Origin of the sequence: Pontivivens insulae (assembly GCF_900302495.1) — a bacterium.
In the GTDB taxonomy this organism is placed as follows: domain Bacteria; phylum Pseudomonadota; class Alphaproteobacteria; order Rhodobacterales; family Rhodobacteraceae; genus Pontivivens; species Pontivivens insulae.
Genome location: NZ_OMKW01000002.1, coordinates 306982 through 326786 on the forward strand (window position 1 = coordinate 306982; position 19805 = coordinate 326786).

Annotated in this window: 23 protein-coding genes; 19 read left to right on the forward strand and 4 right to left on the reverse strand. The window is 59.8% G+C overall.

Annotation, left to right across the window (positions count from 1 at the left end; translation table 11 throughout):
• Positions 1-39 precede the first annotated feature (39 nt).
• From POI8812_RS06850 to POI8812_RS06860, 3 genes are all read left to right on the forward strand, one after another.
• Entirely contained in the window at positions 40-1155 is a 1116-nt protein-coding gene (locus POI8812_RS06850; RefSeq protein WP_108781813.1) for a pyridoxal phosphate-dependent aminotransferase, read from the forward strand.
• Between the two features lie 259 nt (positions 1156-1414).
• Positions 1415-1567, forward strand: coding sequence for a DUF2256 domain-containing protein (locus tag POI8812_RS06855; RefSeq protein WP_370739584.1), 153 nt, complete (start codon positions 1415-1417; stop codon positions 1565-1567).
• Positions 1568-1616: 49 nt separating this feature from the next.
• Positions 1617-2837 carry an argininosuccinate synthase gene (locus POI8812_RS06860; RefSeq protein ID WP_108781815.1) on the forward strand — a complete coding sequence of 407 codons (1221 nt, stop codon included), beginning with the start codon at positions 1617-1619 and terminating at the stop codon, positions 2835-2837.
• Here the strand turns inward: POI8812_RS06860 and POI8812_RS17865 are convergent.
• Positions 2808-4118, reverse strand: a complete 1311-nt coding sequence (locus POI8812_RS17865; protein ID WP_108781816.1) for a methyl-accepting chemotaxis protein — start codon at positions 4116-4118, stop codon at positions 2808-2810. The genes POI8812_RS06860 and POI8812_RS17865 overlap by 30 nt on opposite strands.
• A 153-nt stretch (positions 4119-4271) precedes the next feature.
• Between POI8812_RS17865 and msrA the strand changes: the two genes are divergently transcribed.
• On the forward strand, positions 4272-4868 hold the full coding sequence (gene msrA, locus POI8812_RS06870; RefSeq protein WP_108781817.1) for a peptide-methionine (S)-S-oxide reductase MsrA: 597 nt from the start codon (positions 4272-4274) through the stop codon (positions 4866-4868).
• Positions 4869-4874: 6 nt separating this feature from the next.
• On the opposite strand, the gene POI8812_RS06875 is transcribed toward msrA, so the two are convergent.
• Positions 4875-5462: a deaminase gene (locus tag POI8812_RS06875; RefSeq protein ID WP_108781818.1), complete on the reverse strand. Its 588-nt coding sequence runs from the start codon at positions 5460-5462 to the stop codon at positions 4875-4877.
• A 37-nt stretch (positions 5463-5499) separates the two neighbouring features.
• Entirely contained in the window at positions 5500-6702 is a 1203-nt protein-coding gene (gene chrA / locus POI8812_RS06880) for a chromate efflux transporter (RefSeq protein ID WP_108781819.1), read from the reverse strand.
• A 112-nt stretch (positions 6703-6814) separates the two neighbouring features.
• Between chrA and POI8812_RS06885 the strand changes: the two genes are divergently transcribed.
• Positions 6815-7435, forward strand: coding sequence for a VOC family protein (locus POI8812_RS06885; protein WP_108781820.1), 621 nt, complete (start codon positions 6815-6817; stop codon positions 7433-7435).
• Here POI8812_RS06885 and POI8812_RS06890 read toward each other — a convergent pair.
• Positions 7432-7719: a YggT family protein gene (locus POI8812_RS06890; RefSeq protein WP_108781821.1), complete on the reverse strand. Its 288-nt coding sequence runs from the start codon at positions 7717-7719 to the stop codon at positions 7432-7434. The two genes, POI8812_RS06885 and POI8812_RS06890, sit on opposite strands and share 4 nt — an antisense overlap.
• Positions 7720-7877: 158 nt before the next feature.
• Here POI8812_RS06890 and POI8812_RS06895 point away from each other — a divergent pair, with 158 nt between their 5' ends.
• The 14 genes from POI8812_RS06895 to POI8812_RS06960 all read left to right on the forward strand — a co-directional run bounded on the left by POI8812_RS06895 (position 7878) and on the right by POI8812_RS06960 (position 19745).
• Entirely contained in the window at positions 7878-8426 is a 549-nt protein-coding gene (locus POI8812_RS06895) for an acyl-CoA thioesterase (RefSeq protein ID WP_108781822.1), read from the forward strand.
• A 106-nt stretch (positions 8427-8532) separates the two neighbouring features.
• Positions 8533-9870, forward strand: coding sequence for an MFS transporter (locus POI8812_RS06900; protein WP_108781823.1), 1338 nt, complete (start codon positions 8533-8535; stop codon positions 9868-9870).
• Positions 9863-10729: a penicillin-insensitive murein endopeptidase gene (mepA, locus tag POI8812_RS06905; protein ID WP_108781824.1), complete on the forward strand. Its 867-nt coding sequence runs from the start codon at positions 9863-9865 to the stop codon at positions 10727-10729. Before POI8812_RS06900 ends, mepA begins: the two co-directional genes overlap by 8 nt.
• On the forward strand, positions 10726-11616 hold the full coding sequence (locus tag POI8812_RS06910; protein ID WP_162844944.1) for an esterase-like activity of phytase family protein: 891 nt from the start codon (positions 10726-10728) through the stop codon (positions 11614-11616). The genes mepA and POI8812_RS06910 overlap by 4 nt, the downstream gene beginning before the upstream one ends.
• A gap of 63 nt (positions 11617-11679) precedes the next feature.
• Positions 11680-12504, forward strand: coding sequence for a 2,3,4,5-tetrahydropyridine-2,6-dicarboxylate N-succinyltransferase (dapD, locus tag POI8812_RS06915; protein WP_108781826.1), 825 nt, complete (start codon positions 11680-11682; stop codon positions 12502-12504).
• Between the two features lie 161 nt (positions 12505-12665).
• Entirely contained in the window at positions 12666-13616 is a 951-nt protein-coding gene (locus POI8812_RS06920) for an NAD(P)-dependent oxidoreductase (protein WP_108781827.1), read from the forward strand.
• Positions 13617-13690: 74 nt separating this feature from the next.
• Complete coding sequence (locus POI8812_RS06925) at positions 13691-14014, forward strand: DUF8846 family protein (protein ID WP_108781828.1); 324 nt, start codon at positions 13691-13693, stop codon at positions 14012-14014.
• The gene (locus POI8812_RS06930; RefSeq protein ID WP_181377191.1) at positions 14007-14897 is read left to right on the forward strand and encodes an NAD-dependent epimerase/dehydratase family protein; all 891 of its coding nucleotides are present in this window, start codon (positions 14007-14009) and stop codon (positions 14895-14897) included. Before POI8812_RS06925 ends, POI8812_RS06930 begins: the two co-directional genes overlap by 8 nt.
• A gap of 24 nt (positions 14898-14921) precedes the next feature.
• Entirely contained in the window at positions 14922-15968 is a 1047-nt protein-coding gene (locus tag POI8812_RS06935; RefSeq protein WP_108781830.1) for an aldo/keto reductase, read from the forward strand.
• Between the two features lie 9 nt (positions 15969-15977).
• Entirely contained in the window at positions 15978-16640 is a 663-nt protein-coding gene (locus tag POI8812_RS06940) for an HAD hydrolase-like protein (protein ID WP_108781831.1), read from the forward strand.
• Positions 16637-17446, forward strand: coding sequence for a GNAT family N-acetyltransferase (locus POI8812_RS06945; RefSeq protein WP_306438843.1), 810 nt, complete (start codon positions 16637-16639; stop codon positions 17444-17446). Before POI8812_RS06940 ends, POI8812_RS06945 begins: the two co-directional genes overlap by 4 nt.
• 29 nt (positions 17447-17475) lie before the next feature.
• Complete coding sequence (locus POI8812_RS06950; protein ID WP_108781832.1) at positions 17476-17940, forward strand: hypothetical protein; 465 nt, start codon at positions 17476-17478, stop codon at positions 17938-17940.
• Positions 17933-19087 (forward strand): succinyl-diaminopimelate desuccinylase, encoded by a 1155-nt coding sequence (gene dapE, locus POI8812_RS06955; protein WP_108781833.1) that lies wholly within the window; start codon positions 17933-17935, stop codon positions 19085-19087. Before POI8812_RS06950 ends, dapE begins: the two co-directional genes overlap by 8 nt.
• A gap of 130 nt (positions 19088-19217) precedes the next feature.
• Entirely contained in the window at positions 19218-19745 is a 528-nt protein-coding gene (locus POI8812_RS06960) for a peroxiredoxin-like family protein (RefSeq protein ID WP_108781834.1), read from the forward strand.
• Positions 19746-19805 lie beyond the last annotated feature (60 nt).

Genomic DNA, 19805 nt, shown 5'->3' on the forward strand with positions numbered 1-19805 from the left:
AGGGTAGCCGAAGGACAAACAGTCCTTCGGAGAGACCCCATGACCACTGGCCCGCGCTTTACCGATCTTGCCGCCTCGCTTCCCGCAACCGTGCCGTTTGTCGGCCCCGAAACGCAGGAGCGGGCGCGGGGGGCAGAGTTCGTGGCGCGACTGGGGGCCAACGAAAACGGCTTTGGCCCGTCACCCCGTGCCATCGCCGCGATGGAAAAAGCAGCGACAGAGATCTGGAAATACGCCGATCCCGAAAGCTATGACCTGCGCCACGCCCTCGCCGCCCATCATGGCATTTCGGCCGAGAACATCGTTGTCGGTGAAGGGATTGACGGCCTTCTTGGCTATCTTGTGCGGCTTCTGGTCGCTCCGGGCGATGCTGTCGTGACCAGCGCGGGGGCCTATCCGACCTTCAACTACCATGTGGCAGGCTTTGGTGGCGTGATCCATGCGGTACCCTACCGCGATGACGCGGAGGATCCCGATGCCCTGATCGCAAAAGCGCGGGAGGTTGATGCAAAGCTGATCTACTTTGCCAATCCCGACAATCCGATGGGCAGCTGGCACAGCGCAGATCGGGTGCAGGCCATGATTGATGCCCTGCCGGACGGCTGTGTTTTATGCCTGGACGAAGCTTATGGGGAGTTCGCCCCCGTGGGGACGCTGCCTGCGCTGAATGTCAGCCATCCGCGTGTGATCCGGATGCGCACCTTCTCAAAGGCCTATGGCATGGCGGGGGCCCGCGTGGGCTATGCGCTCGCCCAGGAAGGGTTTGCGACGGCCTTTAACAAGGTCAGGAACCACTTCGGGATGAACCGTGCCGCGCAGGTCGGTGCGCTGGCGGCACTCGAAGATCAGGCGTGGCTTGGTGAGGTCGTCGCGCGGGTTGAGCGGGGGCGGGAACGTATCGCCGCGATTGTCTCTCAGGCCGGTTTCACGGCGCTGCCTTCGGCCACGAATTTTGTCACGGTGGATTGCGGGGCAGAGGTTGAGCGGGCGAAAGCCGTGCTCGATTCGCTCGTCGCCCGTGGAATTTTCATCCGCATGCCATTCGTAGCACCGCAAAACCGCTGTGTGCGCATTTCGGTCGGTACTAAAGGTGAACTGGATCAACTGGAAGCTGAAATTCAAAACCTGTCGTCAACCTTTACTAATCGTTCGTAAACGTTTCGGACGGCTATCAATCTCTCGTTAACCAATATTGCCGAGGCTGAACGCATTGATTGATACCAATGCATTTTGTCAAAGATCTGTTTTACATTATATTTTTCAAATCGTTGGGGCGCACGCATCTTTGTGTGCGCCCCTTTTTGAGGTGTTCGGGTGCAAAGTCTCAAATTCTATGCGCGCCTGCTGACAGAGGGATCCGAGTTAACGCTCAAGGTTCGAATTGCAGCTATAAGTTGAGAATAACATGCCGAAAATGCGTCGAAAATCTGAATTGCCTCGCAAGATCTGTGCACAGTGCGGTCTTCCATTCACATGGCGAAAGAAGTGGGAGCGCGATTGGGACAATGTGAAATTCTGTTCTGAACGCTGCAGGCGTTCGGCCCGGTCGCAGGATCGCTTGAACTGACCGGTACGATCCGATACCCGATGCGCAACCTGAGCATCGGAGAGCATTGATGAGCGCGCCCAAAAAAGTCGTCCTGGCCTATTCCGGCGGTCTGGATACCTCGATCATCCTGAAATGGCTTCAGACGGAATATGGTTGTGAGGTCGTGACCTTTACCGCCGATCTGGGGCAGGGCGAAGAGCTGGAGCCGGCCCGCAAAAAGGCAGAGCTTTTGGGCATCAAGCCCGAAAACATCTTCATCGAGGATGTGCGCGAAGAATTCGTCAGGGATTTCGTTTTCCCGATGTTCCGCGCGAATGCGGTCTATGAGGGGCTTTATCTGCTTGGCACCTCCATCGCGCGGCCCCTGATCTCGAAGCGCCTGGTTGAGATTGCTCAGGAGACCGGTGCCGATGCGGTTGCCCATGGGGCCACTGGCAAGGGCAACGATCAGGTTCGCTTTGAGCTGAGCGCCTATGCGCTGAACCCTGAAATCCAGGTGATTGCACCGTGGCGCGAGTGGGATTTGTCGAGCCGCACGAAGCTGCTTCAATTCGCGGAAGAACATCAGATCCCAATCGCGAAGGATAAGCGCGGTGAGGCCCCGTTCTCGGTCGATGCGAACCTTCTCCACACCTCGTCTGAGGGTAAGGTGCTCGAAGATCCGGCAGAGGCGGCACCGGACTATGTCTATCAGCGCACGGTGCATCCGGAAGACGCACCTGATACGCCAGAATTTGTGGAAATCACCTTCGCGAAGGGCGATCCGGTTGCCATCAATGGTGAGGCGATGTCGCCCGCTGCGATCCTGACCAAGCTCAATGAGCTTGGCGGAAAACACGGCGTTGGGCGTCTCGATCTGGTCGAAGGGCGCTATGTCGGCATGAAGTCGCGCGGCATTTACGAGACACCCGGCGGCACCCTGCTTTTGGAAGCACATCGTGGGATTGAGAGTATCACGCTCGACCGTGGTGCGGCGCATCTGAAAGATGAGTTGATGCCGCGCTATGCGGAGCTGATCTATAACGGATATTGGTTCAGCCCGGAGCGTGAAATGCTTCAGGCTGCAATTGACCATTCCCAGACACGTGTGAACGGCACCGTTCGGCTGAAGCTCTATAAAGGGTTGGCGCAAACGGTCGGGCGTTGGTCTGAGGACAGCCTCTATTCCGAGCAACACGTGACCTTTGAGGATGATGCAGGCGCATATGATCAGAAAGATGCCGCAGGCTTCATCAAGATCAACGCATTGCGCCTGAAGCTATTGGCCGCGCGCGATCGCCGCGGCTGATCCAGATTCGCCCATTAAAGCTTTGGCCTCCACGGTTTCGTGGGGGCCTTTGTGTTTGGCGTCCAGATCGACCCTTTTCGACAAGATGCCGCGCGATGTCGCGGCGGGCGTGTTCATAGCTGTGTCGAGGCGAGTAACGGCTTCCGCAGAATCCTCGGCAAGTTTTGCTGTTTTGGTGACGCTGGCCTTCATCGCAAGGATGGATTGCTCGATCTCGCAAACGGATGCGCTTTGCGATTCCCCGCTTTGCGCGACGGCGGTGATCTGTTCGGCAACTTTCGCGATCTGAACGGTCACGTCGGATAGCAGCGTTCCAGCTTCCTTTACCATGTCCACCCCGCGCGTCGTGTTATCGTGGCTTGCCGCGATCAGAGCACCGATGTCGCGGGCGGCGTCGCCGGATTTCCTGGCGAGGGAGCGCACCTCTGCTGCCACAACAGCGAACCCGCGGCCAGCTTCCCCGGCGCGCGCCGCCTCGACGGCCGCATTCAAAGCGAGCAGGTTGGTTTGAAAAGCGATCGAGTCGATCACCTTCAGGATGTCGGTCATCTGGGCCGTGCTGCGCGCAATTTCCGCAACGGCGTCGATCGCTTCCTTCGTTACGTTCTGGCCGTCACGGGCACGTTTGGCCATTGCGTCCGAACTTTTTGCAGTCGCCTCAAGCCGTTTCCGATTGTCTTCGACGGATTCAGAAAATGCCTTGGTCGCGGTTGAGATCTGTTCGACGGCCGCCGCCTGATTGAGGGCGCTGCCACTCACCGCCTCCACCTGTTCGCGCAGCGAATCGACATAGAGTCTCAGATCATCGGGCAGGGGGGATGGCTGAAGTGTCGGCTGCATGGTGTCTATATGCGAAAGGATCTGGTCTATTGGCGGGCGCTCATCCGGCGCGATGCCCAGTTCTTTCAGCAGCGCTCTTTGAGCCAGCTCCGGGGCCGATTGCAGACGGTCCAGCTCCGCGGCCACGGGGCGTAAGATATCTGGCGGTGTGCCACGCATACCGCCCGTGATCCAATGCTCTATCATCTTGAATTCAGAAGAAAGTTCCGCGATCTGGCGGCGAACTTCACCAATTTCATCCTCGGCCCTCTGCACGGTTTGATCCAGGTGGTGCGATTGTTCTTGAACCGGGCGCAGCGGCCAAATCAGTGCGAGGCACAAACCTGCGACAGGTGCCACCTGCCACGGCCCGATCAGAAGGGAGATGATGCAAATGACCGCCACGCAACTTAGCGCGGCAATCCATATCAGGGATTTCGGGTGGTCGGGCACGGGTGGCATCCTCAGTCTGTCTGTCGCAGGCCTACCGGAAAAGCTGTTAACAACGCGTTTGCACGCCGTGCACACGGCGCCTCACAATGCAGTCAGGCCATCTTTTGCCCTCGGCCAATCCCGTTAGATTGGAGACAAGCAAATCACATACGGAGAACCCAAATGCGCCTGAAGACCCTTGCCCTTGCGGCCCTCACCCTCGGATCGGCCCATGCCGCGCAGGCCGAGGACTTGCAGCGTGCGGTTTTTGCAGGCGGCTGTTTTTGGTGCGTGGAATCGGATTTTGATGCCGTTGAGGGCGTCGTGTCGACAATTTCCGGCTATGCGGGCGGCACGGTTGAGAACCCGACCTATCGGCAGGTTGTGGCCGGAGGAACCGGGCATCGCGAGGTTGTCGAAGTGACCTACGATGCCGACATCATCGGCTTTACTGAGCTGGTCGATAAGTTCTATCGCTCCGTTGATGTCACCGACCCTGATGGCCAATTCTGTGACCGGGGGTTCAGCTACTCCACCGCAGTCTATGCGCAGACCAGCGAACAGTTGGAGATCGCCGCAGAGGTTCGCGATCGGCTGGAGCCGACCATCGACGGCGACATCGTGACGGAGTTGGTGGACGGCGGAACCTTCTATCCCGCCGAGGAATACCACCAGAATTACTACCAGAAAAACCCGCTGCGCTATCGCTTCTACCGGTCCCGTTGCGGGCGGGACAATCAGGTGGAGCGCATCTGGGGTGATCGTGCGCTGACGCACTGATCCGCATCAGGCCAACGGTATGTCGTTGCCTGATTTGCTCGCCTGATATGTCGCCGAAACACTGCCATAGGCCGCCGCGATGGCGGCCTTTCGCATTTCGAGGGCGGACCGCACGTCCTTCGTCGCTTTATTGATCAGGTCATCAACACTGGCAGAACTCCAGAATGCGTTCTTTCGTCGATAGCCGCCGGGTTCGAGGCCGAAAACTTCCTTCAGGATGCGTAGGTCATGGGGGATGGCGAAGGCGTCACGGCTGTCTTCATGGCTGAAGAAATAATAGAAATTGTCGAAGCCAGCCCATGTGATTGCGCTCATGCACATGGTGCAGGGTTCATGCGTGCTGAAGAAGATCAGTTCGGAAGTTGGCGGTCGCTCCACCAGTTCGTGGAAGCGTTTGAGGCAATGGACCTCACCATGCCAAAGCGGGTTCTCCGTCTCGTTATTCGTTTCGGCGAGTACGAGGCTGAGATCGGATTTTCGCAGGATTGCAGCGCCAAAGACTTTATTGCCTGCGGCGACACCCTTTTGGGTCAGCGGCAGGATGTCATGCTCGATTACGTCGAGCAGGCGGGCGGCGAGTGCATCATCGTTCATCTGTAAAGCCTAGCTCCGCTGAGATGCGCAGGCCAGACTAGATCAGTCCTAGTCCCCATAGTCCGATTCCGGTCCCCATCCCTGTCACAATCAGCGGAAGGACACCGGGCGCGCGCCACCAGCTCCAGATCGCGAACAGGCCAAGCAGCCCCACCTTGAGCCACGCGATCTCTCCACCGGGCAACAGGGCAGCAACACCCAGATAGAGCGCGAGATTCAAGACCACGCCCACGACCGCCGCGCTGACGCCGGCCAAGGCTTGCCTGATCCAGCGCTGGCGTTGCATCGCCTCCACATGGGGTGCGGCGGCGAGGATCAGCATGAAACTGGGCGCGAAGGTGTAAAAACAGGCCAGCAGCGCCGTCGCGACCGATGCGCCGCCGCCCGCACCTGCAAAATACCCTGCATATACATTGACGAGGATCAGCGGACCGGGCGTCGCCTCAGCTATGGCCAGACCGTTCAGCATCTGCTCCGGGCTCAGCCATCCATAGGTCTCCACAGCCCGGTCGGCGACATAGGGGAGCAGGGCATAGGCCCCGCCAAAGCTGACGAACGCAGCCGAAAGGAACAATTCCGCAACCTCGTCAAATGGCTCGGGGCCGAAGAGCCATCGCACTACCAAAAAGACGGCTAAGACCAGCACCGTGAACCCAGCAATGATCTTCAGTGTCCCACCCCAGCGCATCGGCTGAGGTGGCAAATCTGGTGCAGGCACGCTGGGCAGCATGAAGCCCGCCAGCGCAGCACCTGCTACCACCAACGGGAAAGGAAGTCCCAAAACGGTGAGCGCGATGAATGCAAGCAGGGCGATCAGCAACGGGCGCACACCATTGAGCGCCCTTTGACCCAGCGCGATGACAGCGCGGCCCACAATCACCAGAACGGCAGGCTGGATCCCATAGAATATCGCGGCGACAATCCCCTCATCCCCGCGCGTGGCTGCCAATGCCGCAAGGGCGATCATCAGTGCTGTGCCGGGCAGGATAAAGGCCAGTCCGGCTGCAAGCCCCCCGGCCAGCCCATGCAAACGCCAGCCAAGCCAGGTTGCCAATTGTTGCGCCTCCGGTCCCGGCAGCAGCATCGCGACGTTCAAGCCACGCTGGAACGTCGCATCCTCCATAAGCTGTCTTTGCGCGACGATTTCCTGCTGCATCAGCGCGATCTGTCCGGCGGGGCCACCAAAGGACAGCAATCCGATCTTCAGATAGACCGGCAAGAGGGCGCGAAGGGAGGTCACGCCCCAACCGCAGCTGCTGGAACTTGCGTCGCAATCATGTCAGCCTCCCGGATGCGCATCTTTCCGTACGGGCATAGCGCATGCCGTGCGACAGAACCATGACGGAGCATTCATGCAGATCGATCACCTCGTATTCGCGGCCCGGGATTTGGACGAAGGCGTGGCCTGGATGACAGAACGGCTTGGCGTGGACCCTGCGGCCCGGGGAGAACACGCGCTGATGGGCACGCATAACGCGCTCTGGTCGCTTGGCACGTGCTACATGGAGGTGATCGCGATCAAGCCGGGTGCCCGCTCGACCCATCCACGATGGTTCGGATTGGACACACCAGAGGTACAAGCGCGCCTTTTGCGTGGCGTCCAGTTCGTAACCTGGCAGGTGCGGGTGGCGGATGTTCGTGCCGCTGTTGCAGCTGCGGATCATGATCTGGGACGGCCACTGCGCGTGACCCGTGACGACCTGCATTGGCAGCTGACCGTGCGGGCGGACGGCACCATGCCGGGCGATGGGATGATCCCCGTCCATATTGAATGGGGAAAGGGTGTGACAACGCCGGAAAAGGCGCTGCGTGACGATGGTCTCAGACTGCGCGAACTGTGCGTTGGAACAGCCCGGATCGGGTCTGCTCTTCAGGATTTGGGCGTCGCAGATTTGGTCACGACCGATCCTGCTCGCGATGATCTGCGTGCGTGCATATCAACGGCGAATGGAGAGGTCTGGCTGGCCTGTTAGAACTGACCGCGCAGCATATTCGTGAAGATGATTTCAAGCGCATAAAGGCCGAAAATCAGCACCAGAGGCGCGAAGTCGAGCCCGCCTGCAGAGGGCAGGAAAGACCGGATCCGGCTGTAGATCGGCTCCAACAGCCGGTTCAAACCCGACCAGATCTGGTAGACCAGCGGTTGCTGCAGATTGAGTACGTTGAAGTTGATCAGCCAGGACATGATGATGTGCGCAAGCACGATCCAGAACGCGATGTCGATCGCCAGCAGAAGTATCATCAGGATCGAAGTCATATCAGGCCCTTTGGTGCGGATCAGTCTTGCGCCCCAGAGGTAGTCTTCCGGCCCGACCCGTGCAAGGCCCGCAAGGTGCGGTGACCTGACCTGCGGTCATCATCGTAACACTGGCAGCGCGATGTTACGCGCAATGGGACAGAAATCAGGAGAGGCGCATGTATCCGTTTGGTCGGTTGATCTGGCAGATGTTTCTGGCGCGCAACCAGTCGAAGCTCGGCATGGGGGAGGCGCATATCTCGCACCACTATTGCATGCCTTGGGACATCGACATGTTCGGAGAAATGAACAACGGGCGGGTTTTGACCTTCACCGATTTGGGACGTTTTCCGCTCGCCCTGCGAGGCGGGTTGATCGGCGTGATCTGGCGCAAGAAATGGGCGCTCACCATGGCCGGTGCGACTGTACGATGGCAACGGCGCATTCTGCCCTTCCAACGCTACACCATGCGCTCCCGCGCTGTGGGCCATGACGGACGGTTCATCTACCTTCACCACACGATCTGGCGAAAAGGTGTATGTCATGCCAGCGTGCTCTATCGCTCATGCGCCCGAGACGGGGCCAAACGCGTGCCGATCGAGGAGTTTTTTGCTGCGCTGGGTGAGCCGGTCGAACAACCACCGCTTCCCGAATGGGTCGAACATTGGCGGCAGAGCGAAGATGCCCGGATCTGGCCACCCGAACCGCCACATAAGAAACCAAACTGATCCCCACGCTGCGTCAGAGACCCAGTTGCTGTGGTCATGATGCTTGCCAAGACGGGGGCGGGCGGTGTCCTATTGGACAAAACACCGGACCCCGACAGGACAGCCCATGACCCAAGTGAATAAACGAGGCGTGCGCGCCTGGATGCTGGCCGATTGGGCCGGGCAGCCCTTTCACACCTTGTGCATCACGTTCGTATTCGCACCCTATTTTGTGGAGTTTGGCCTGGGCGGTGGCGCTCAGGCGCAGGCGACATGGGGCTATATGACCGGCGCAGCCGCCCTGGTTATTGCCTTGCTTGCGCCGGTCCTGGGCGCAATGGCCGATGTATCAGGTCCGCGAAAGCCATGGATCGCCGGGCTGTCCGCGTTGCACATCATCGCTGTCGCGGCCCTCTGGCTGGGCGTGCCGGCGATGGAGGATCCGTGGATCATCCTTCTCGCATTCGCCCTTGCCCTGATCGGGACGGAGCTGGCCTTCATCTTCCTGAACGCGATGCTGCCTGATCTGGGGTCCGAGGACGAGATCGGGCGCATTTCCGGCTCTGCGTGGGCAATGGGCTATTTGGGGGGATTGGTCTCTTTGATCATTGTTCTGGGCCTGATGGTCGGAGATCCCGAAACGGAAAAGACCATGTTGGGCACCGACCCCATCCTTGGTCTGGATCCAACGCTAGGGGAGGGCAGCCGGGCTGCGGGCCCATTCTCTGCCATCTGGTATGCGGTTTTCATCATCCCGCTGTTTCTGTTCACCCCTGACACGAAGCGAAAGCCGGTCGCTGTCTCGGCGCGTCTGGGTCTTCAGCAGCTCTGGGCCATGATCCGTGATCTGCCAAATCGCCCATCCCTGATGAATTTCCTGCTGTCCTCGATGTTCTATCGTGATGCCCTGGCTGCTCTTTATTCCTTCGCCGGGATCTACGCGGCGGGTGTTTTGGGCATTGGGATCATAGAGCTGGGCATATTCGGCATTTTGGCCAACATCACCGGCGCGGTCGGCGCATGGATCGGGGGCAAGGTGGACAGCCGGAAAGGGCCAAAACCGGTCGTTGTGTTCAACGTGATCGTGCTGGCTGCAGCCTCCCTCACGCTGACACTGACCACGGCGACCAGTTTTGTGGGCATCTCGTTCGCGGAGGGCAGCAATGCCGCAACACTCATTTTCTTCGCCCTTGGCGGCGTGATCGGTGCGGCGGGCGGTTCGCTTCAGGCCGCGTCGCGCTCCTTGATGGTACGTCAGGCAACCGATCCCGAGGTCATGACGCAGAGCTTTGGTCTCTATGGCCTTGCAGGAAAGGCGACAGCCTTTCTTGGCCTGTTCCTGATCGGGATCGTGACCGACATCACCCAAAGCCAGCAACTTGGCGTCACACCGGTGATCGGGCTTTTCTTGCTGGGCCTGGTTCTGCTTTACTGGGTGAAACCCAAAGGAGACATTCGTGCTTAAGTCCGCCCTGATTGCCCTAAGCGTGAGTAGCATAGTGGCGTTGCCCGCGCTCGCCCAGACGGAGGCGCGACAGCTCTTCGGCTCGATCCCCGTGCCGTCACAGCAACCTGCCGAGCCAATTGGAAGCTACACACTCGGCTGCATGGCCGGTGCAGTGGAACTGCCTGAGACCGGTCCAAGCTGGCAGGCCATGCGGCTGAGCCGGGGCCGCAATTTCGGGCAGCCGGAACTGATCTCATTTATCGAGCGCCTGGGTGCTGCGGCCCAACAGGCCGGTTGGGCAGGGATTTATGTGGGGGATATCAGCCAGCCGCGCGGCGGCCCGATGCTGACCGGGCATCGTTCGCACCAGATCGGTCTGGACGCGGACATCTGGATGTTGCCGCCCGACCGCCTGAACCTGACGCGGGCAGAGCGTGAGAATATCTCGTCAATCTCCATCCGGTCCGAAGACCAGCGCGACATCAACAGCAATTGGACCGAGGCTCATTTCGAGGTGATGCGCGCTGCGGCCTCTGATCCTGCGGTTGCCCGGATCTTTGTCACTGCCGCCGTGAAGCAGCATATGTGCGAGGTCGCAACCGGTGACCGGTCTTGGCTGCGCACGATCCGACCCTGGTGGGGGCATCACTATCATTTCCACGTCCGGTTGGCCTGTCCGGCAGGTGCTACGAACTGCCAGGACCAGGCCCCGCCACCGCCCGGTGATGGCTGTGACGAGACGTTGGCATGGTGGACATCCGATGAGGCCTTGAACCCGCCGCCACCTGATCCAAACGCACCACCGGCGCCCCCACGGCAGGAATACGTGATGGCCGACCTGCCGCAGCAATGCACCGGCGTTCTGTACAGCCAGTGAAACAGCGTCTTTCTGCCTTTTTCGGGGCCATGCTCTGCATGGTCCCGCTCAGCTCTGTCCATGCGCAGCAATCGGGGACAGAAGCGCAGTTGCTGTCCCAATTTGCATGGTCCGAGCCGGTCGAGGGTTGGGGCGGGTTCTCTGCCATCGCGATTGGCGAGGATGGGCAACAGATCACGTTGATCTCTGATCGCGGGACCTACGTGCAGGGCACCGTGCAGCGCGACGCGCAGGGAGAGATTTTTGACGTCGAACTCACCACGCAGGGTGCGTTGCGCGCGTCTACGGGCGACGTGCCCACCAATTTGCGTTTCATTGATGCGGAGGGGATAGCTGTCCGGCCGGACGGACGTATTGCCGTTTCATTCGAACGCACGCATCGCGTTATGCTCTTTGACCGGCTGGATGGGGTCCCAAACCATCTGAACCGCGATCCTTTTCGCGCCCTTCAGAACAATTCCGGGCTGGAGGCGCTGGCCGTTGATTTAGAGGGCCGCCTGCTCGCCATTCCCGAGCGGTCAGGCACGTTGGAGCGGCCCTTTCCGGTCTGGCGGCTTGAAGGCACTGAATGGGTCCACCGCTTCGACGTGCCGCGACTGCCACCTTATCTTGTCAGCGGAGCAGAGGTTGGGCCGGATGGGCGGCTCTATATTCTGGAGCGTCACTTCACCGGATTCAGCTTTGGTACCCGTGTCCGAAGCTTTGCGATGGGCAATGGGTTGAGCGATGAACGTCTCGTTATTCCCGCACAATTCGGATTGGCAGACAACGCCGAAGGGATCGACCTGTGGCGCGACGGGGATGGGCGCCTGCGCCTGATCCTGATCGCAGATGACAACTTCAACTTCTTTCAGCGCAGCCTGATATCGGAGTTTGTGCTCGACTGATTGAACCTGATGGCCACCTTCGCGTATAGGGCTGCAAACCCCTTCGCTTGAGGAGCGCCACCAATGACCGCACAACTCGAATCCGCCATCGAAGCCGCATGGGATGCGCGCGACACGATCTCCTCTTCCACCACCGGTGAGACGCGCGAGGCTGTGGAGGAAACGCTTCTGGCCCTCGACAGCGGCGCGTTGCGCGTGGCCGAGCCGACTGAAAGCGGCGCATGGCATGTCAACCAGTGGGCCAAAAAGGCTGTGCTGCTCTCGTTCCGTCTGAACGATATGGAGGTACAGCCGGGCGGGCCGAACGGGTCAACATGGTGGGATAAAGTGCCCTCTAAATTTGAAGGCTGGGGCGACAATCAGTGGCGCGAGGCCGGTTTCCGTGCCGTTCCCAACTGCGTCGTGCGCCGTTCAGCCCATATCGGCAAGAACGTTGTCCTGATGCCGTCCTTCGTGAATCTCGGCGCCTATGTCGACGAGGGCACGATGGTCGACACCTGGGCCACGGTTGGGTCGTGCGCGCAGATCGGAAAGAACGTGCACCTGTCTGGGGGCGTTGGGATCGGTGGCGTTCTGGAGCCCATGCAGGCCGGCCCCACCATCATTGAGGACAACTGCTTCATCGGTGCCCGTTCCGAGGTTGTGGAAGGCTGTATCGTGCGCGAAGGGTCTGTGCTGGGCATGGGAGTCTATATCGGCCAGTCCACCAAGATTGTGGATCGCGAGACCGGTGACGTGATGTATGGTGAGGTCCCGCCCTATTCCGTCGTCGTGTCCGGTTCGATGCCGTCCAAAAATGGTGTCCACCTCTATTGCGCGGTCATTGTAAAGCGTGTGGACGAAAGGACGCGCTCCAAGACCTCAGTGAACGACCTGCTGCGCGACTGACCCGCGTTCTCTCACATCGCTGACAAGAAAACCCGGTGCGATGCTCGCGCCGGGTTTTTCGGTTTTATGCGGAAGCGTTTGACAGAGGCTTTGTCGCCCCCGAACACTTTCACACGGCCGTCTGGATGTCCCACGGCCCATATCGTGCAAAGGATGGGGCGATGCGAGTTGGATTTATCGGGCTGGGAAATGTCGGCGGAAAGCTTTCTGGCAGCCTGTTGCGCAATGGGGTGGATCTGACCGTCCATGACCTGAACTCTGACCTGGTTGCGAAGGCCGTGACGAAGGGTGCACGTGCCGCGACAGGCCCCGCCCAGATGATGCGGGAGTGTGATGCCGTCATCACCTGTCTTCCTTCTCCAGCAGCGTCTGACGCAGTGCTCCAGCAAATGTTGCCTGAAATCGGCCCCGGCAAAATCTGGATGGAGATGTCCACGACCGATCAGGCAGAGGCGCAGCGCCTTGGCGGGCTGGTGATCGATGCGGGCGGGGCAGCCGTGGATTGTCCGGTTTCGGGCGGATGCCACCGTGCAGATACTGGCAATATCTCAATCTTTGCTGGCTGCGATCGGGCGACTTTCGAACGGATCTTGCCGTTGCTCAAAACGATGGGCCGGCGCATTTTGCACACGGGCGATCTGGGCAGCGCGTCTATGCTGAAGGTGCTGACCAATTATCTGGCGACAGTTCACCTCGTCGCAAATGCTGAGGCGCTGACGACGGCAAAGGCTGCGGGCATGGACCTCAACATTGCTTATGAGGCGATCCGCATTTCCTCTGGTAACAGCTTCTCGCACGAGACGGAAAGCCAGGTGATCCTCAACGGGTCCCGCGACATTTCGTTCACGATGGACCTTGTTAAAAAGGATGTTGGCCTTTTTCAGAGCATAGCAGAGCGCGAGGACGTGCCCCTTGAACTCTCACCTCTGATTTGCCGGATATTCGACAATGGGATCGCGCGATATGGAGAGCGTGAACTCTCTCCCAACATCATCCGGCGCCTTGAAGACGCAACCGGGCTTTCGATCCTGGCACCGGGCTTTCCGGCAGAGATGACCGATGGGGAGGCGGAGGAGCCAGGATATGAGGTGCGCCCTGGCGTTGCGGGATAGACAGTTCCGCTCCGCCATGCGATCCCAAATGCAAAAGGGCACACCGTGTGCCGCCGTATGGAAGGGAAGACCCGATGCCCAAACCCGGAAGCCGACAGCAGGTCTATACTCTCGTGGTCGAGGTCGGACGCTCGGACGGGGATGACCTTCCCGCAAAGGCGACGGGTGGCGGCTTGATGCTGTTTTCCACCGGCGTGGATGAGGCAGAGGCGGTGCGGGAGGCGGTGAACGTGCTCAAGCAGGCGGGTCTGGCCCCGCTCGATGTCACTGGCTACGGCACCTTGGCCGAGCGAGAGGCCGAGGGACATGAGATCGGGCAGGACGAGCGTAACCTTATGGACCGTGCGTTGGCTGAGAATGCTGTCATTATTGCTCAGATGACGCCCTATTATGACTAAGCGTATTTTCTTCACCGGTGGCACAGGTAAGGCCGGGCGTCACGTGGTTCCATGGTTGCGCGATCAGGGTCATCACGTCGTCAACGCCGATCTCAAGCCCTTGGGGTGCGACGGGGTCGATGACCTCAGCATCGATATCACGGATAGCGGGCAGGTCTTTGGGGCCCTGACCCAGCATGCGAATATGGGTGAGTTCGCGGATGGTCCGGCAAAACCATATGACGCAGTCGTCCATTTCGCTGCTGTCGCACGCGTATTGCTGACCAGTGATGCAGAGTGTTTCCGGGTCAACACGGTGGGCACGTATAACGTCATAGAGGCCGCCGTGAAATTGGGCGTGAAGAAGATCATCATCGCCTCGTCCGAGACCGTTTACGGCACCTGCTTCGCGCATGGGGACCTCGATCCGCCGGGCCTGCCGCTGACCGAGGATATGGCGACGGTTCCCGAAGACAGCTATGCAATGTCCAAGCTGTGCAATGAGGTCACAGCGCGGTCGTTCCAGGCCCGGTCCGGGATCGACATCTATGTGCTTCGCATCGGCAATGTGTTCGAACCTCATGAATATGCTGAGCATTTCCCGGACTTCTTTGCGGATCCCGCAACGCGGAAGCGGAACATCTTCAACTATATCGACGCCCGCGATCTGGCGCAGATCGTTCATCGTGGCGTCCTGACGGATGGGCTTGGATTTCAGATTTTTAACGCCGCCAATGATACCAATTCCGTCAATCGCCCGGCAGAAGAGCTGGCCCGTACCTATTTTCCCAATGTCCCAAAGGGGCCCTTGCCCGGCAATACCGGCCTCTATTCCAATGAGAAGGTACGCCGGATGCTCGGCTTCGTTGAACAACATGACTGGCGGCGTTATGTCGAAGGCTGACCCGTTCGATCCGAAAGCGTTTCCATGAAATATAATCGCCTTGGCCAAAGTGACCTTATGGCCTCCGAAATCTGTCTTGGTTCCATGACATGGGGCACCCAGAATACAGAGGCGGAGGGTCACGCGCAGATGGACATGGCGCGGGAGCGCGGCGTCAACTTCATCGACACTGCAGAGATGTATCCGACGACCCCCTTGCTGGCGGAAACCTGCGGCCGCACCGAAGAGATCATGGGCACGTGGATCGAAGGGCGGCAGGATCGTGAAGACCTGATCATTGCGACCAAGGTTGTTGGCAATGGCTTTGGCATGATCCGCGACGGGGGGCCGATCACACCGTCGGCCATCCACACCGCGCTTGAAGGATCGCTCAAGCGACTGCGGTGCGATTATGTGGACCTCTATCAGATGCACTGGCCCAATCAGGGGCATTTCCACTTCCGCCGCCAATGGTCCTACGACCCGTCGGACCTTGATACACAAGCGATCCTCGATGACACCCGCCGAAATCTTGAGGCGTTGGCCAAAGAGGTGGATGCGGGTCGCATTCGCTATGTCGGTCTGTCGAACGACACCACCTGGGGCACGCTGCAATGGCTGCGTCTGGCCAAGGAGTTTGATCTGCCGCGCGTTGCCTGCGTCCAGAATGAATACTCGCTGATGTATCGACAGGCCGATCTCGATTTCGCCGAGATGGCCCATCATGAGCAGGTCTCGCTCATCTCCTATTCGTCCCTGGCCTGTGGTCTGCTGACCGGAAAGTATTCCGGCGGCGCGGTGCCGTCTGGCAGCCGGATGGACGTCTCTGGTCCGACGCTCGGGGATCGCACGACCGCGCAGGGCATGGAAGCAGCTGATGCCTATGCAGCGTTGGCACGGGACAATGATCTTGATCCAGCAACGATGGCCATCGCCTTCTGCCTGACACGCCCGTTCCTCGCCTCTGTCATCATCGGGGCGACGACGCTCGATCAACTGGAGAGCGTTCTGGCTGCAAGTGAGATCGAGCTTAGCCAAGATGTGATGGACGGTATCGGTGACCTGCACCGTCAATATCCATTCCCGTTCTGAGGTTCCGCGATGACGCTTCAAGCCGTAATGCTCGATTTGGATGGCACGCTCGCTGATCCGTCAGAGGGATGGTTCGCGGCCCTGACGCTGGCGCTTAAGTCCCAGAATGTCGAGGTGCCGCCTCGTGCCGAGTTGGGCTGGACGATCGGCCCGCCGATCTGGGAAGTGTTCGAAGTGCTCCTGGGCGAGGGCGCAGATATTGGCGAGGCAGTTACTGATTTTTATGCCGCCTACATGGTGGGCGGTGTTGAAGATGCCGAGCTGCATGATGATGCCGGCGAAATCATCGAGGCGTTCCGCGATCTTGAGGCTGCCGTCTACATCACCTCGGTCCTGCCAACCCCGGTGGCGGAGCGGCAGGCAGAGGCGCTGGGCCTCGATGTCCATGTCGACCGGATTTTCGGTTCGGAAATCTCAGGGGAAAATGCGGACAAGACCGCTCTTTTCGCCCATGTGTTGAGTGAGACAGGTCACGATCCGGCACGCTGTATCGTGATCGCAGACCGGCGCCACGATATGGACGGCGCCCGCAACAACGATATTCCTACAATCGGGGCGCTCTGGGGCTTTGCGGATGAGGAAGAGCTGCACATGGCCGAGGCGGACGGGCTGGCCGGTTCACCAGAAGATGTGATCGAGATCGCCGCCGATCTGATGGGCATTGATCTGTGATCAACCGGATCGCGTCCCGCGAGGAAATCGCGCTGATGCTCGAGTGGGCGGCAGCCGAGGGGTGGAACCCCGGCCTTGATGACGTGGATGCATTTTCTCAGGCTGACCCGCGGGGGTTCTTTGTGCGTGAGGTGGATGGCGCCCCCATCGCTGCGATCAGCGTGGTCAATCATGGCGACGACCTTGCCTTTCTCGGCCTCTATCTGTGCCAGCCGGAATTTCGGGGGCAGGGGCATGGCTATGCACTCTGGCACCATGCGCTGGCCCACGCCGGCGGACGGACGATTGGACTGGATGGCGTTCCGGCACAGGAAGCGAACTATGCCCGCTCGGGCTTTCAGCGTACTGGGGCAAGCATTCGGTACATGCTGGACCTTTCAGGACCGCCTGTCGCCGCGCTGGACCCTGTTGTTGATCTGGGCGCGGCCATCGCGCTTGATAGGGCGGTAAATTGCGCTGACCGGGAACCGTTTATGAAGGCTTGGCTGACGGATACGCCGACGCGCCGCAGCTTTAGCCTCGGCCGAGAAACTCTGATCACACTGCGTCAGTGCCGTGAGGGGGCCAAGATCGGTCCGCTGATCGCATCCAATCTGGACGATGCCGAGGTATTGGTGCGCGGGGCCGCTGCCCATGCCACTGGACCAGTGTTTCTTGACATCCCGGACGCCAATCCGGCGGCGGCAGCGCTCGCCGCACGTCTTGGTGGCGTTGAGACCTTTCGCACGGCACGCATGTATCGCGGTACGCCGCCTGCGACCAATCACACACGCTTGTTTGGCATTGCGACAATGGAATTGGGATGATCCGCGTGTCTCGAAACAGGAGCGCCAGAATGAAACAGGTCCTCACCTTGATTGCTGCCCTGGCGGCTGGTCCCGTTACAGCCCAAGGGATCGAGCGCAGCGTGGTCGGCACCTGTGATCGTGAGCAAATCCCATGGGACGGCGCGCTTGAGGCGCTGACGAGCTTCTGGCAGGCGGAGTCGACCTTCGATCTGCCCGGCGTTGATGCCATGCTTGATGATGAACTCCGCGCGGCGCTGATCGAAACAGGCGGTGTCCAAAGGCTTTTGCGCCTGACGCCTGTGCGACCAGAGAACAGGTACCCGGTGCGCGCGACATGGTATTGCAACGTGCCCAACAGGCTCGACGGTGGTGTCGTATTTGATTGGATCTCAACCGGAACCGCAGATGTGACGGCGACGGGTTATGTCGCGATACTGGAGGGTGACCCAAACTGGGCCGTCCTGCGCTTTGACAGCACTATTGTTGCAGAGGATACCGAGGCTGATGAGTAAGACCGCCACCGATCCCGTCGCCTTGACGCAAGAGTTGATCCGCTGTGCCTCCGTCACACCAGCGGAGGGCGGCGCAATCGTGCTGTTGGACGATCTGCTGAGCGCGGCTGGATTTGTGACGACCCGGACGGATCGCAATGGGATCGCCAATCTTTTCGCGCGTTGGGGGCAGGGCCGGAATGGGCGTACCTTCGGGTTCAACGGACACACCGATGTCGTGCCAATCGGCAACCGCAATGACTGGACCCATGATCCGTTCGGGGCAGAGATTGTGGGCGGCATCCTCTATGGGCGCGGTGCGTGCGATATGAAGTCCGGCGTGGCCGCCTTCGCGGCAGCAGCGATTGATTTCGTGAAAGACACGCCACCCGATGGCTCAATCGTTCTGGCCATCACCGGCGATGAGGAAGGGGACGGCGTGGACGGCACCGACGCGATTCTCGACTGGATGAATGCGAATGGCGAGCGGATGGATCACTGCCTCGTGGGGGAGCCGACTTGCCCCAACACGATGGGCGAGATGATGAAGATCGGGCGCCGCGGTTCCATGACAGCCTGGATCACCGCAACCGGGCGGCAGGGCCATTCCGCCTATCCGCACCGGGCGCTTAATCCCCTTCCTGCACTGGTGCGCTATCTCGACACGTTGGCCAGTCACACGCTGGACGACGGCACGGAGCATTTTGACGCCTCAACGCTCGCCATCACCTCCATCGATGTCGGCAATCCGGCCAATAATGTAATCCCGCGTCAGGGGACCGCGGTTGCCAATATCCGTTTCAACGATGCGCACAGCTCTGCGGCGCTGACAGAATGGCTGCAATCGGAGGCAGCAAAGGTTCAGGCGGAGACGGGTGTTGAAATCACCATGACGATCAAAGTGAGCGGAGAGAGCTTCATCACCCCTCCCGGCGAGCTATCCGATCTGATTGGTCGCGCCGTGACGGCTGAAACCGGGCAAATCCCTGAGCTATCGACCACCGGCGGCACGTCTGATGCGCGCTACGTCAAGAACCACTGTCCGGTGGTTGAGTTCGGCTTGGTCGGTCAGTCCATGCATCAGGTGGATGAGCATGTGGCCGTGGATCACATCCACCAACTCAAGTCGATCTACACGCGCATTTTGTCCGGTTATTTTACGACCTGACGGCCCGGCCGAGTTTATGCCAGAGGGCCTTTTGCGGCGGGCCCGACGCTCCGTCTCGAAAATGTGAGCAGGACAGCGCGACATTCGTGCCGTCTGCGTCATATCTCCGTTCAACAAACAGGAGGCCCGCATGGCACAGAAACTCGACGCAGGCAGCGCATTTCCGAAGATGACCGTCCCGATGCTGGGCGGTGGCGAATTGGCACTGGGCACACCGACCGGAGACCATGACTGGCAGATGGTCGTGGTCTATCGCGGCAAGCACTGCCCGCTTTGCACGAAATATCTCAAGGAACTGACGGAGCTTTTGCCGGAATTTGAGGCACAGGGCGTGGACGTTGTTGCCGTTTCCGCCGACAGCGAGGCGCAGGCGAGCGCGCAACGCGATGAGGTCGCCCCGACCTTCCCAATCGGCTATGGCCTTACGATTGCCCAGATGACGGAGCTGGGCGTCTACATCTCTGATCCGCGCTCAGACAAGGAGACGGATCATCCTTTCCCGGAACCGGGTCTGTTCATCATCAATGGCGAGGGAAATATCCAGATCCTCGACATATCGAACGCGCCATTCTCCCGCCCGGATCTTGGCGCGCTTGCGCGTGGTATCAGGTTCATCCGTGCCAATGACTATCCGGTCCGGGGCACGCATTCGGTCTGATGTGATTGCGACCATCACAAGTTTTCATGGGCGTGCCACTGGACAGCCGGGGGCACGCCC

What these genes read in the sequence shown, in the direction of transcription:
- POI8812_RS06900 (WP_108781823.1), top strand. Translation starts at nt 8,533, where the DNA reads ATGACCCAAGTGAATAAACGAGGCGTGCGCGCCTGGATGCTGGCCGAT.
- dapD (WP_108781826.1), top strand. Translation starts at nt 11,680, where the DNA reads ATGACCGCACAACTCGAATCCGCCATCGAAGCCGCATGGGATGCGCGC.
- POI8812_RS06885 (WP_108781820.1), top strand. Translation starts at nt 6,815, where the DNA reads ATGCAGATCGATCACCTCGTATTCGCGGCCCGGGATTTGGACGAAGGC.
- POI8812_RS06920 (WP_108781827.1), top strand. Translation starts at nt 12,666, where the DNA reads ATGCGAGTTGGATTTATCGGGCTGGGAAATGTCGGCGGAAAGCTTTCT.
- POI8812_RS06890 (WP_108781821.1), bottom strand. Translation starts at nt 7,719, where the DNA reads ATGACTTCGATCCTGATGATACTTCTGCTGGCGATCGACATCGCGTTC.
- POI8812_RS06860 (WP_108781815.1), top strand. Translation starts at nt 1,617, where the DNA reads ATGAGCGCGCCCAAAAAAGTCGTCCTGGCCTATTCCGGCGGTCTGGAT.
- POI8812_RS06950 (WP_108781832.1), top strand. Translation starts at nt 17,476, where the DNA reads ATGAAACAGGTCCTCACCTTGATTGCTGCCCTGGCGGCTGGTCCCGTT.
- POI8812_RS06895 (WP_108781822.1), top strand. Translation starts at nt 7,878, where the DNA reads ATGTATCCGTTTGGTCGGTTGATCTGGCAGATGTTTCTGGCGCGCAAC.
- POI8812_RS06935 (WP_108781830.1), top strand. Translation starts at nt 14,922, where the DNA reads ATGAAATATAATCGCCTTGGCCAAAGTGACCTTATGGCCTCCGAAATC.
- POI8812_RS06940 (WP_108781831.1), top strand. Translation starts at nt 15,978, where the DNA reads ATGACGCTTCAAGCCGTAATGCTCGATTTGGATGGCACGCTCGCTGAT.
- dapE (WP_108781833.1), top strand. Translation starts at nt 17,933, where the DNA reads ATGAGTAAGACCGCCACCGATCCCGTCGCCTTGACGCAAGAGTTGATC.
- msrA (WP_108781817.1), top strand. Translation starts at nt 4,272, where the DNA reads ATGCGCCTGAAGACCCTTGCCCTTGCGGCCCTCACCCTCGGATCGGCC.
- POI8812_RS06850 (WP_108781813.1), top strand. Translation starts at nt 40, where the DNA reads ATGACCACTGGCCCGCGCTTTACCGATCTTGCCGCCTCGCTTCCCGCA.
- POI8812_RS06930 (WP_181377191.1), top strand. Translation starts at nt 14,007, where the DNA reads ATGACTAAGCGTATTTTCTTCACCGGTGGCACAGGTAAGGCCGGGCGT.
- POI8812_RS06855 (WP_370739584.1), top strand. Translation starts at nt 1,415, where the DNA reads ATGCGTCGAAAATCTGAATTGCCTCGCAAGATCTGTGCACAGTGCGGT.
- POI8812_RS06925 (WP_108781828.1), top strand. Translation starts at nt 13,691, where the DNA reads ATGCCCAAACCCGGAAGCCGACAGCAGGTCTATACTCTCGTGGTCGAG.
- POI8812_RS06875 (WP_108781818.1), bottom strand. Translation starts at nt 5,462, where the DNA reads ATGAACGATGATGCACTCGCCGCCCGCCTGCTCGACGTAATCGAGCAT.
- POI8812_RS17865 (WP_108781816.1), bottom strand. Translation starts at nt 4,118, where the DNA reads ATGCCACCCGTGCCCGACCACCCGAAATCCCTGATATGGATTGCCGCG.
- POI8812_RS06960 (WP_108781834.1), top strand. Translation starts at nt 19,218, where the DNA reads ATGGCACAGAAACTCGACGCAGGCAGCGCATTTCCGAAGATGACCGTC.